Consider the following 11,796-nt stretch of genomic DNA (forward strand, 5'->3'; position numbering starts at 1 on the left):
GCGGTGCGCGGGGGCGCGGGCCGCCGCCGCGCTGACCGACACCGCGCCCTGGTTCGTGGGCGCGGTCTGCGTGGTCACCCTGCTGCTCGGCGCGGGCGCCCTCGCCGGGGCCTGGGGGAGCGGGCTCGTCCCGGCCGAGGCCGCCCGGGGCTCCGGCCCGCTGCTGGAAACCGCCGCCCGCGCCGCCCAGGACAGCGGATCCTGGCTGATCGGCTTCGGGATGGCCGCCTTCGTGGCCCTGGGCCGCCGGGCCTACCGCGACCCCGCCTCCCGCCGGACCATCGGCATCCTGTGGGACGTCGGCACCTTCTGGCCGCGCGCCGCCCACCCCTTCGCGCCGCCCTGCTACGCCGAGCGGGCCGTGCCCGACCTGACCTGGCGGATGACCGGCTGGACCGCCCGCACCGGCGGCCGGCTCGTCATCTCCGGGCACTCCCAGGGCAGCGTCCTCGCGGCGGCGGCCGTCTGGCAGCTGCCGCCCGGCACCCGCCGCCGCGTCGCCCTGCTCACGTACGGCTCACCGCTGGCCCGGCTCTACGGCCGCTGGTTCCCCGCGTACTTCGGCCCCGGCCCGCTCGCCTCCCTGCACCGCGACCTCGACCGCTGGCGCAACCTGTGGCGGGCCACCGACCCCATCGGCGGGCCCGTGGCGGCCGCCGTGGACCGGGGACCCCTGCCCGACCCGGTCGCCTACGGCCGCGACCCCCTCCACCCGCTGCCCGCGCCGATCCTCCGGCACGGCGACTACCAGGCCGACCCGGCCTTCACGGCCGAACGCGACGCGCTCCTCGCCCGCCTGGCCGACACGGCCCGGCCCGGCGCACGGCCCTATGGCGTACAACCCGACGGCGCACGGCCCGACGGTGTACGGGAGGCCGCGGAACTGCCCGTCCAGCGGATCAGCACGGCGCGGGCAGAGCCGGCAGGTCCGCCGGGAACAGCAGGGTGAGCTCGTCCGTGCTCGGCTCGGCCAGCTGCGCCACCCGGCCCGCGTGCCGCTCCACCATCGACTCGAAGGTCTGGCGCGCGGTCCGGCCGTTGCCGAAGGCCGGCCCCTTGGGGAGCGCCGTGAAGTACTCCAGCAGCGCCTCACCGGTGCCCTCGCCCAGCCGGTACTCGTGCTCCTCCGCCTGCTGCTCCACGATCCGCAGCAGCTCCTGCGGCCCGTAGTCGCCGAAGGTGATGGTGCGCGAGAACCGGGACGCCACCCCCGGGTTGACCGTCAGGAAGCGCTCCATCTCCTCCGTGTACCCGGCGACGATCACCACCACCGCCTCCCGGTGGTCCTCCATCAGCTTCACCAGCGTGTCGATCGCCTCGCGCCCGAAGTCCCGGCCCGAGTCCTCCGGCGCCAGCGCGTACGCCTCGTCGATGAACAGCACCCCGCCCCGCGCCCGGTCGAAGGCCTCCTGCGTACGGATGGCCGTCGACCCGATGTGCTCGCCGACCAGGTCCACCCGGGACACCTCCACCAGGTGGCCGCGCTCCAGCACCCCCAGGGAGGCGAGGATCTCCCCGTAGAGCCGGGCGACCGTGGTCTTGCCCGTGCCCGGGGAACCCGTGAAGACCAGGTGCCGGCGCACCGAGGCCGCCTTCAGACCCGCCTGCTGCCGCCTGCGCCCGACCTCGATCATGTCCGTGAGGGCCCGCACCTCGCGCTTGACGCTGTCCAGCCCCACCAGCGCGTCGAGCTGGCCCAGCACCTCGCCCGCGCCCCGGCCCGCCGTGGCTGCCGCCTCCCGCACCCGGGGCTCCGGCACCTGCGCCGACGCCGCAGCGCGCCCGGCCGCCTCGGCCGGCCGGCCCGCGAGGTCCTGCGCGGCGGTCACCGTACGGATCCCCGGCCGCGCCCCGGCGGCCACGCCGGCCGCCGCCGCCTCGGCGGTGAGCCGGGTACCCGACTCGTCGCTCGTACAGCCCTCGGCGAACGGGCCGTCCTCCGCGAACTCGTAACCGCCGCGCGCGCATCGCTCGGTGTGGCAGCCGGTGAGCGTGCTGCGGCAGCCGTCGATCACGTGGAAACCGAAGCCCGAACTGCCCGTCACCCGGCAGCCGGTGAAGGTGCCCCGGCCGCCCGCCGACACGTAGAACCCGGCCTCGGCGGGGGAGCTGACCGTGACCCGCTCCAGGGCCGGGTCGGCGCCCTTGGTGACGATCACCCCGGTCTGCACGCCGTCGATGGTGCAGTCGGCCAGCGTGCCGCCGCTGCCGTGGTCGCGGAACCACGCCCCGGTGCCCGCCTCCCGGATCCGGCAGTCCTCCAGCCGCGCGGTGGCGCCGTCGCTCACGGAGACGGCGGTGTTGCGCACCTGCGTCAGATCGCTGTCGATCACCTCGGCGCGCGAACCCCGGTCCAGTACGAACAGGGCGTCGGGGACGTCGTGCACCCGGCAGGAGTCCAGGGAGGCACTGGCCCCGTCGCTGATCCACACCGCCGGGTAGTCGCCCGTACTGTCGTGGATCTCGCAGGACTCGGCCTCGACCCGGGTCCCCGGGTCCCACACCGACAGGCCGTTGCGCCCGAACCGGCGGACCGTGGTGCGGCTGAGGGTGAGCACGGAACGGGAACGCAGGTCGACGGCGTTCTCCGGGATGTCGTGGATGTCGCAGCCGGCGAGCGCCAGCACCGCGTCGGTGTCGAGGGTGACCCCGTCGCCGGAGGTGCGGTGCACCGAGCAGTCCGTGAGCCGGGCGGCGGCCCGCCCCGCGACCTGCACCCCGCTGCCCTTGATCTCGTACACCTCGCAGCCCAGCGCCTCCAGGCCCGAGCCCTCGCCGGTGACGGCGATGCCCGCGCCGATGGCGTGGTGGATGCGGCAGCGCTCCAGCCGGGGGTGCCCGCCGCGCACCGAGAACCCGGCCTGCCCGGCGGCGACCACCTCGCACTCCTCGAACACCCCGCCGCCGCCGTCCAGTACGGCGATCCCCACCCCGGCCGGGTTCTCCACGGTGCAGCGGCGCACCAGGGGCCGGGCCCCGCCGCGCACCTCGATGCCGGACGCCGACCGGGTGTGCACCCGCAGGTCGCTGAACTCGGGGGAGCCCTCCTCGACGAGCAGCGCGGGCGCCGCCCGGTCCGCCCCCTCCAGGTGGAGGTCCTGGACCACGGCCGAGGCGCGCACGGTCAGCGCGACCCCGTCGAGCGGGGCGATCCGCACCGAGCCGGCCACCGCGCCCTCGGGCCCGCGCAGGGTGACCGCATGACGCAGGACCAGGTTCTCCCGGTAGGTGCCGGGGGCGATGGACAGCACGTCCCCGTCGCCCGCGACCGCGAGGGCGGCCGTCAGCGTCGGATACTCACCGGAGCGCCGCCGCCACCGCGTGGCTCCGCCGTGCGTCACCTGGACCGTGCCCTGAGCCATCGTGCTGCCGTGCCCCCACCCTCGTACTCGTGCTGCCGGACCGGCCGGAGCGGCTGAAGCGGCCGCGGCCCGCCGAACCGCCGAAGCGGCCGGACGGGGCTGCGGCTCCACGGTAGCGCGCGCGGGGCCGGGGAGTTGCCAGGTCAGCTGCCCGCGCCCGCCCGGCCCCAGTCGGGCCCGGCCGCCGCCCATGCCCGGTCCAGACGCATGTACCGCCGATGCATGAGCCTTCGTACGACGAGCCGGCGGAGCGTCTCCGCGAGCGCGGCGGCCGTGAGCGCGGCGGCGAGCCCTGCCATGGCCGCGTGGAAGGAGGCGGCGCCCGGGTCGAGCGGCTGCCCCACGAGACGGCCCCGGATGTCGGTCCATATCCGGAACCGGTCGCCCGGACGCGGTGGTTCCTCCGCCGCCGGGACCGCGCCCTCGTGGCTGGTGCCGTCCGGAGCGGTCCAGGAGGCCACGATCGTGGTCCTCGTGGGCACCGTCCGCTGCGCCGAGGGATCGACGGCCGCCCCGGCCGGTGCGGCCGACGCGGGCCGCACCACCACGGCCGGGACGAGGTACCGCTCCTGCCGCTGATCGCGCGCGGCACGCTGCAGGATCCCGTCCACCTGGAGACCGGCGGCCCAGCCGACCGCCGGTGCCACCAGCAGGACGCACACCAGGGCCACGCAGGCCACCCACGCCTCGAAGAGGTCGGTCGGCCTGCGCAGCGGATTGCGCCGCCATCGCCACACACCCATTGCCGTCCGCACGGTCCGGCTCCCCCTGCCCATGCCAGTCTGTGTCTGTCCGCGCGCCCAAGCCTTCCGCACGTCCGGAGGACGCGCACTTCGGGACGCGCGGGACGGCCGTCACCCGATCCGGTGCTCCTGCGCCGGCGGGTTCCCGTCCGTCCCGCATGCTCCAACGGCCCCGCGCCGTCGGTTGGTTCCAGCAGACCCCGGGAGCCCCTCGAAGGTGTCATTCCACCTGCCTGCCCGCCCGGCCCCCCGCTCGCCCGCCGTGGTCGGCGGCGGGCCGTGGGCCGGGATCCGGGACCGGTTCCGATGTCCGGGGCCCGATGTCCGCGTGCGGGGGTCACTCCAGGACGCGTACCTCGTCGCCCACGCGCACCGTGCCCGGGACGACCGGCACCAGCTGGCGCCCGAAGGCGAGCGACTTGCCGATCCGCCGGTGCCGGGCCAGGGTCTTCAGGGGCTCCCGGCCGCGTTCGGCCGTCGCCTGGTCGGTGGTGGTGACGATGCACCGTCCGCACTCGCGCACGCCCCGGAAGACGGCGTCACCGATGGCGATGCGCCGCCAGCCGTCCTCGGCCCAGGCTTCGAGGGCTCCGCCGACCACCAGATTGGGCCGGAAGCGGTTCATCGGCAGCGGGCCCTCCTCGGGGTGGTCCCCCGCGGCGATCAGGGCGTTGAGGGCCTCCAGCGAGGCGTTCGTGGCCAGCAGCACCGGATAGGCGTCGGCGAGGCTGACCGTCTCTCCGGGCAGGGCGTAATCGGGGTCGACGGGCCGGCGGACGGCCGGGTCGTCGAGGTGCACCAGCCGCGCGGGCTGGCCGAGGAAGGTGCTGAACCACTCGGCGGCGGCCGTCGCGGCGACCACGGTGTCGACCTTCTTGCCGAACAGGACGACGGGCTCCAGCGGGCCCGGTTCCGGCACGTCCACGACCAGGTCCGGCATGCCGGGCGCCGACAGCGCGATCCGTCCGCCGGTCAGCGGACGGGCCGAGGCCAAGGCCAGCCGCGCCTGCTGGCGTTGGGTGATGACCGCGCCGGTCGTGTCCACCACGGCCCAGCGGCGGTCGCCGGCCGGGCCCCAGGGTTCCACGGCCATCTCGTCGGGAGCGGTCCCCGCTACCGATTTGACGGGATGGACGTGGAGCGACTGGACGTACAAGTTCGACATGGGGGCATTTTGCCAGCCGCCCGTGCCGGCGCCCCAACGCGTTTCGCGCAGGGCGCAGCATTCCGGCCGTGGTGTTCCGGCCGGGGTGCTCCTCCCGTCAGTACCCGCGGCCCTGGTACTGGCGGCCGTACGGGTCCTCGTACGTGGGGACCGCGGCGGCGGCCGGCATGCCCGCGGGCATGCCGACCGGCATGGCGGCCGGTACGGGCGCCGTCATCGGGCGCGGGGCCGCCGGGCGCATGGCCTCGTACCCGGTGCCCGCCGCGAGGGGGCGCGGCTGCTGCTGCAGCTGCGGCTGGGGCTGCGGGACGAACCCGGGCCGGGGCGCGAGCTGCTGCTGCGGGATGTACGGGGCGGGCGCGTTCTGAAGCGGAACCGGCATCGGGGCCGGCGCGGCCGGCTGCTGCTGGTACCCGTAGCCGTACGCCGGGGTCGGCATCGGCTGCGGTGAGGCGGGCGGGAGGGCGGGCATGGAGGAGGCGAGGGCCGGGAGGTATCCACCGCTCGAGTAACCGGCACTGGGGGTTTCGTAGGCGGCCGGAACGCGGATCGGGGCGATCTGCGGGGTCCCGCGTTCTGCGACCAGGGAGTCGTAGATGGGGGTGTCCGGGAAAGAGGGCGCGGAGTAGTAACCGCCGCCATAAGTGGAGCGGGGGGAGGTCATGGGAGACAAGTTAAGCCCACGACTTCACCGGGTCTATAGCCAGGTGCCGTCAACACCGCTCTGACCTGCATATTCCCAGGTCAGAGCCACAGCTTTCACTTGGCGTTCACCTGCACGATTCATCACTTGCGCCCCACCTTGCTCCTACTCGTACTCGGCGGTTGGCCCGTGCACCTATCCGGAGCTGACGCTCTGTCACAACGCGGTGACCTCGGATGACGTCGGGGTGACGCCCCCTCAGGCCGGAATTCCGCCGCCCGGGTGGTTTCAGGCGTCGCTGGGGCGGGCATAAGTTCGGCCCTTCCAGGCGGCCCCGCGCCCCCGGTAGTGCTGCACGGCCGAGTCGACGGTCATGAGCAGGTACAGCAGCGCCGTGAACGGCAGCAGCGGAGCGAGCGCCGCAGGCTGGCGGTAGTAGCGCAGCATCGGCAGGTAGGTGCCGGCCATCAGCAGCCAGGCGAGGCCCCCGGCCGCGGCGACGGCGGAGCTGCCGGACGCGAGCCCGGCGAAGAACGCCGCCGGGGGGACCAGGTAGACCAGGACCAGCCCGGCCACCGTCCCGGCCAGCAGCAGGGGCTGGTGGCGGAGTTGGGCGTACGCGCTGCGGGACACCATCCGCCACAGGTCCGCCAGCGCCGGGTACGGGCGCACGCTGTCCACCCGCTCCGCCAGCCCGAGCCAGATCCGGCCGCCGGAGCGCCGGACCGCGCGGGCGAGGGCGACGTCGTCGATGACGGCCTGGCGGATCGAATCCGGGATCCCGGCGCGGACGGCCGCCTCCGTGCGCAGCAGCACGCAGCCTCCGGCGGCCGCGGCGGTACGGGCGGCGGGGCGGTTGATCCGGCGGAAGGGGTACAGCTGGGCAAAGAAGTACACGAAGGCGGGCACGACGAGCCGCTCCCAGACGCTGACGACGCGCAGCCGGGCCATCTGGGAGACGAGGTCGAGGCGGGCGCTGGTCGCGGCGGCGACCAGCTCGCGCAGGCTGTCGGGCTCGTGCGCGATGTCCGCGTCGGTGAGGAGGAGGTACTCGGGGGCGTCCACCGCGTCCCGGGTGGCGTGGGTGATCCCGTGGCGCAGGGCCCAGAGCTTGCCGGTCCAGCCGGGCGGGGGGTCGGGCGGGGAGATCACGGTGAGGGGGAGGCCGGGCTGTTCGGCGGCCAGGCGGCGGGCGAGGGCGGCGGTGCCGTCGGTACTGCCGTCGTCGACCAGGACGATGCCGGCCTCGCCGGGATAGTCCTGGGCGAGCAGGGACGGGAGGCTGCGGGGCAGCACCTCGGCCTCGTCCCTGGCCGGGACCACGACGGCGACGGAGGGCCAGCGGGCGGGGGCGGTGCGCGGGGGGAGGCGGGTGTCGGTGCGCCAGAACATGCCCTGGGCGAGGGTGAGCCAGAGCCAGGCGGCGAGGGAGGCGTAGGCGGCGATGAGGAGGCCCATGGCGGCAGTGTGGCCGAAACCCGAGGGCCGTGTCCCGCGTCCGGGCCGATCCCTCCCGGCGCCCGCCCCGGCCCCCGCCGTGGGGGTCGGCTCGGGGCGGTCGGGCGGGTTTCGGTGGCGGGGGTGGGTCTTGCGGGGCGTTTCCCCCACCCCGCCCCTTCCCGAAACCGGGGCTCTGCCCCGCTCCCACCCTGGCGGGCCCCCGGCCGCGCCCCGCCTCAGCTCCGGCCCGGCCGTGCCCAGCAGGCGGGGTCCGGCATCGGCTGCTCCCGGCTCCCAGGCCCGGCCCCCGGCACCGGGCCGCGCCGGCCCCCGGCACCGGGCTGGCCCACGGCCGCCCCGGGCCCCGGTCCCGGGTCCGGACCGGCCGAGCTGGCAGGCGGGGTCCGGCATCGGCTGTCCCCGGCCCCCCGGGCCGCGCCGGCCCTCGGTCCCGGTCCCGGCCGCGGCCCCGGACCGGCCCCACGGCCGCGCCCGCCCCCCGGGCGGTCGGGGTCGGCAGGTGGGGGGTCGCATCGGGTGGGCCCGGCTCTGCCGCCTGGCCGTGGTTTAGGGCGGTTCGGTGGGTTTGTGGGGGAGGGGTTCGGGTGTGGGGTGGGGGTGTCGACTAAGGTGACCCGGTGAAGATCGCGCTCATGGACTCGGGAATCGGCCTCCTCGCTGCGGCCGCCGCGACGCGTCGGCTGCGGCCCGACGCCGATCTGCTGCTGTCCTCCGACCCCGACGGGATGCCCTGGGGGCCCCGTACCCCCGCCGACCTCACCGAGCGGGCCCGTGCCGTGGCCCGGGCCGCCGCCGCGCTGCGGCCCGACGCGCTGATCGTGGCCTGCAACACCGCCTCCGTGCACTCCCTGGCCACCCTGCGGGCCGAACTGGAGCCCGGTATCCCCGTCATCGGTACCGTCCCGGCGATCAAGCCCGCCGCCGCGGCCGGCGGGCGGGTGGCCATCTGGGCCACCCCCGCCACCACCGGCAGCCCGTACCAGCGCGGGCTGATCCGCGACTTCGCCGCCGGAGTCCCGGTCACCGAGGTGCCCTGCCCGGGTCTCGCCGACGCCGTCGAGCACGGGGACGAGGAAGCCATCGCCCGCACGGTCGCCGCGGCCGCCGAGCTGACCCCGGCCGACGTGACGGACGTCGTCCTCGGCTGCACGCACTACGAGCTCGTCGAGGAGTCCATCCGGGCCGCCCTCGCCGCGCGCACCGGCGGGGCGGAGCTGCGCTACCACGGCTCCGCCGAGGCCGTCGCCGTACAGGCCCTGCGCCGGATCGGCGCCGAGCCGGCGCCCGGCCTGGCGCGCACCGGCGGGCTGACCGTCCTGCACAGCGGGCGGCCGTCCGAGCTGTCCGCCGCCGCGCTCGGCTACGCCGAGGGCCGGCTGCTCGCCGGGCGCGAACAGGGCGCCCCCGTAGGCCGATAGGCCGTTCCGCGCCGGCGGGAGCGCTCGCATACTGGGCGTGTGACTGCCTACGTCAAGCACCTTCCCGCCGGTGTGACACCGGCAAGTGATGTACGGACGTGGGGTGTCGAGGCGTCGCGGCGCTGGCTGGAAGCGCGCGTACCGGCCGTCTTCGCCCCGGTGGAGGGGAGTTGGGTCCTCGGCGTCCTGGTGACCGTCGCGCTCGCCGACGTCCTGCGGGGCGGGGGAGCGGAGCGGTCGACGGGCACCGCCTGGCTGGACTACGCCGGCCTGGTCCTGCTGGTGGCGCTGCCGCTCTGGTACCGGTTCCTGCCGGGGGCGACCGTGGTCTCCGCCCTGCTGCTCGCGCTGGGGCCGGCCGTCGGACGGGGCGGCGTCCCGGTGTGTCTCGCGGCGGCGTGGGCGCTGACCGGGGCCCTGCTGCGGCTGCGGGCCCGCCGCCGGCAGGCGCGGGCGGTCCTCGACGCCGCCGGCACCGCCCGCTTCCCGCTGCCGGAGCGGCTGCCGCGCGGGCACGACCGGCGCGGCTACGCGGCCCTGCTGCCCGGAGCCTTCCTGAGCCTGGCCGGCGCCGGGATCCTCCTCGACGGCCTGCTCGACGACCTCGGCGCGCACGGTGCGGCCGTACCGTACGACGCGGTCGGCCAGCAGGGCGTCGCGCTGCCCCTCCTCGTGTTCGGCAGCACGCTGCTGGGGCGGGGCTGGACGGCGGACCGGGCCTCGCGGCGGCTGTACGACGCCCCGCAGCCCGTGCTCGTCGTCGGCGTACGGGCCTCCCGCTCCGGGCACTTCTGGCTGCTGCCGGACGCGGACGACACGGCGGCACGGCCCCTGATCTCCCTCCGCCCGAGGAGGGAGGACCGGCTCGCAGGGGCACGGCTGCTGGCCAGGGGGACGGACGCGCTGCCCGGGCGCGGAACGCACGACATCGACGCGTACGCCGAACCCTTCGAGGCGGTGCTGTACGGGGTGCCGGTGGAGGGGGCCGAGATCGTGCTCGAATGCGCCGTCCAGGGGCACGCCTCCGTCACCGCCCACGTCATCGCGGCCCCTCTGCTGCCCCGCCGCCGGCACGGGCTGGGGCCGTGGACCCCGGCCGGGGTCTCCCACAGTGCGACGGAGGAGGCCCGGCGGGCGCGTGAGCGGGAGCGGTGGCAGGCACGCGAGCCGCTGCGCCGACCCCGGCCCGGCCGCACCACGGCGGCCGGCACGGCGGGCGGCACCGGCACGGCGTCCACCGCCGGCGGCTGCGGAGGCGGTGGAGGCGGCTGCGGGGGCGACGGCTGCGGAGGCGGCTGCGGGGGCTGCGGCTGCGGCTGAGCCCCCGAGGACCGCCCGCCCCCGCCCCACCGACCTCCGCGAGGCACCGGGAGCCGGGCCTTCGCCGGTAGCCGGTAGCCGGGGGCCGGAAGCCCGAAGCCGAGGCACCGGGGCCGGCCCGGGGGTGAGCCCGTCAGACGGGCGTCGGTGGCCTGCGGGTGGCCGTGCGAGCCGAGCCGTGTCCTTGGGGCCGTGCCGGGTCGGCCCGGGGCGTCCGGCGTCGTGCCCCGCTCCGTGGAGGAGGGAGCCGACGCGGTGGGGGCACTACCGGGCGGCCGGGGGTTGGCCGGGGTGTGGCCCCGTCAGGCGGGCCTCGGTGGCCTGTGGGTGGCCGTGTGAGCCCCGTGTTCTTCGGGCTGTGCCGGGTCGGCCCGGGGCGTCCGACGTCGGGGACCGCTCGGGGGAGGAGGGGGCCGACGCGTGGGGGTGCCGGCCGGCGGCAGTCGGGGGAGCGGGATGTGGGAGGGACGGACTGGCGGAGCCCGCCGGTGGAGCGGGGGCTCTCAGGTGGTGCCCGCCAGGTGGTGGGCCAGGGTGCGGAGGGTCTCGGCGTTCAGGACGCGGGGGGCGAAGCCGGGGAGTGGTACGTGCAGCGGGGTCGCCCATTCCTCCGGGATCGCCGCCCCGCCGTACACCGCTCCGGCCAGGGCCCCCGTTACGGCGGCGACCGTGTCGGTGTCACCGCCCAGGTCCACGGCGGCCCGTACGGCCTGCGCGAACCCGGACGTGGTGCGCAGCGCCCACACGGCCGAGCCGAGGCAGGGCCACACCGCCCCGTTGAACTCCGTGGCCAGGTCCGGGTGCCAGTCGGGGGCGAGCACGCGCGCGTACCGGTCGCGGTGGTCCGGGTGCACCGCGTCCAGTGCCGACGGAAGGGCGGCGAGGGGGTCGGCGCCGTCCAGGGCCACCCGTACGAGCTCGTGCAGGACGGCGGTGCCCTCCCAGGCGGCCCGGTCGCCGTGGGTGAGGGCCGCGATCCGGCGGGCGGCGTCCATGGTGGCCTCCCGCCCGGCGGGCGCGAAGTACACCGCCGAGGTGGCGGCGCGCATCAGGGAACCGTTGCCCGCCGCCCGCGCGTTGACCCGGAAGTGCAGGGCCGCGGCCTGGTCCCAGGGCAGGCCGTTGGTCAGTACGTCCTCGGTCTGGAGACCGATGTCCTTGGGCTCCCCCGCCGCCCAGCGCCGGAACCGGGCGAAGAGGTCCGCGAGGTCCAGGCCGCCGCGCTCCAGCAGGGACTCGCCGACCAGGACGGCCATCTGCGTGTCGTCCGTCGCCTCACCGGGGTCCCAGCCGCCGCCCCCGCGCATCTCCTCCCCGCGCGCACTCAGCTGACCCGCGGGCCCGAACTCGTACGGCGCGCCCAGCGCGTCGCCGGCCGCCGAGCCCAGTACGACCCCCACCGCCCGGTCCAGCCGCGTGGTCACGGTCCCTCCTCGGGGCATACGGAGTCCAGCAGGGCCCCCGCGAAGCCGTCGAGGCCGTCCAGGCCGGCCGCCGCCAGGGTCCGGGGCGAACCGGACAGCAGGTGGGGGACCGCCCCGTGCGGTGCGAGGGCGCGGGCTCGGCGGGAGCCGGCGCCGGTCAGGAGTTCCTCGCACGCGGTGAAGTCGGCGGCGCCGTCGGGGGCGGCAGCCCGGCCAGCCACGGCCGCCGGGCGGCGTCGGCCTGGAGTTCCAGGCAGGCC

8 protein-coding genes and 2 pseudogenes are annotated in these 11,796 nt (G+C 76.6%); 3 read left to right on the forward strand and 7 right to left on the reverse strand.

From position 1 onward, the window contains the following. Positions 1–949, forward strand: a pseudogene (locus AB0F18_RS36020) (hypothetical protein); the annotation flags it as partial. Here the strand turns inward: AB0F18_RS36020 and AB0F18_RS36025 are convergent. The 5 genes from AB0F18_RS36025 to AB0F18_RS36045 all read right to left on the reverse strand — a co-directional run bounded on the left by AB0F18_RS36025 (position 900) and on the right by AB0F18_RS36045 (position 7,371). After that, positions 900–3,362, reverse strand: a complete 2,463-nt coding sequence (locus AB0F18_RS36025; RefSeq protein WP_362068712.1) for a right-handed parallel beta-helix repeat-containing protein — start codon at positions 3,360–3,362, stop codon at positions 900–902. The pseudogene AB0F18_RS36020 and the gene AB0F18_RS36025 overlap by 50 nt on opposite strands. A 143-nt stretch (positions 3,363–3,505) precedes the next feature. After that, positions 3,506–4,117: a hypothetical protein gene (locus AB0F18_RS36030; RefSeq protein ID WP_362068715.1), complete on the reverse strand. Its 612-nt coding sequence runs from the start codon at positions 4,115–4,117 to the stop codon at positions 3,506–3,508. A 325-nt stretch (positions 4,118–4,442) separates the two neighbouring features. Further along, a complete protein-coding gene (locus AB0F18_RS36035; protein WP_362068718.1) occupies positions 4,443–5,270 on the reverse strand; it encodes an MOSC N-terminal beta barrel domain-containing protein in 828 nt (275 codons plus the stop codon). Positions 5,271–5,367: 97 nt separating this feature from the next. Further along, entirely contained in the window at positions 5,368–5,934 is a 567-nt protein-coding gene (locus AB0F18_RS36040; RefSeq protein WP_362068721.1) for a DUF6643 family protein, read from the reverse strand. A 267-nt stretch (positions 5,935–6,201) separates the two neighbouring features. Further along, the gene (locus AB0F18_RS36045; protein ID WP_362068724.1) at positions 6,202–7,371 is read right to left on the reverse strand and encodes a glycosyltransferase; all 1,170 of its coding nucleotides are present in this window, start codon (positions 7,369–7,371) and stop codon (positions 6,202–6,204) included. Between the two features lie 620 nt (positions 7,372–7,991). On the opposite strand from AB0F18_RS36045, the gene AB0F18_RS36050 reads away from it, so the two are divergent. Together AB0F18_RS36050 and AB0F18_RS36055 are read left to right on the forward strand one after the other, a co-directional pair. Continuing rightward, positions 7,992–8,792 carry an aspartate/glutamate racemase family protein gene (locus AB0F18_RS36050; protein ID WP_362068727.1) on the forward strand — a complete coding sequence of 267 codons (801 nt, stop codon included), beginning with the start codon at positions 7,992–7,994 and terminating at the stop codon, positions 8,790–8,792. 39 nt (positions 8,793–8,831) lie between these two features. Then, positions 8,832–10,112, forward strand: coding sequence for a hypothetical protein (locus AB0F18_RS36055; RefSeq protein ID WP_362068730.1), 1,281 nt, complete (start codon positions 8,832–8,834; stop codon positions 10,110–10,112). Positions 10,113–10,615: 503 nt separating this feature from the next. Here the strand turns inward: AB0F18_RS36055 and AB0F18_RS36060 are convergent. Together AB0F18_RS36060 and AB0F18_RS36065 are read right to left on the reverse strand one after the other, a co-directional pair. Next, positions 10,616–11,536 (reverse strand): ADP-ribosylglycohydrolase family protein, encoded by a 921-nt coding sequence (locus tag AB0F18_RS36060; protein WP_362068733.1) that lies wholly within the window; start codon positions 11,534–11,536, stop codon positions 10,616–10,618. Next, positions 11,533–11,796 (reverse strand): annotated as a pseudogene (locus tag AB0F18_RS36065) (hypothetical protein); the annotation flags it as partial. The pseudogene AB0F18_RS36065 and the gene AB0F18_RS36060, both read right to left, overlap by 4 nt.

Source organism: Streptomyces sp. NPDC029216 (genome assembly GCF_040648015.1).
GTDB lineage: Bacteria > Actinomycetota > Actinomycetes > Streptomycetales > Streptomycetaceae > Streptomyces.

Coding starts and splice junctions, on each gene's coding strand:
- AB0F18_RS36025 (WP_362068712.1), bottom strand. CDS start 3,362: ATGGCTCAGGGCACGGTCCAGGTGACGCACGGCGGAGCCACGCGGTGG.
- AB0F18_RS36045 (WP_362068724.1), bottom strand. CDS start 7,371: ATGGGCCTCCTCATCGCCGCCTACGCCTCCCTCGCCGCCTGGCTCTGG.
- AB0F18_RS36035 (WP_362068718.1), bottom strand. CDS start 5,270: ATGTCGAACTTGTACGTCCAGTCGCTCCACGTCCATCCCGTCAAATCG.
- AB0F18_RS36040 (WP_362068721.1), bottom strand. CDS start 5,934: ATGACCTCCCCCCGCTCCACTTATGGCGGCGGTTACTACTCCGCGCCC.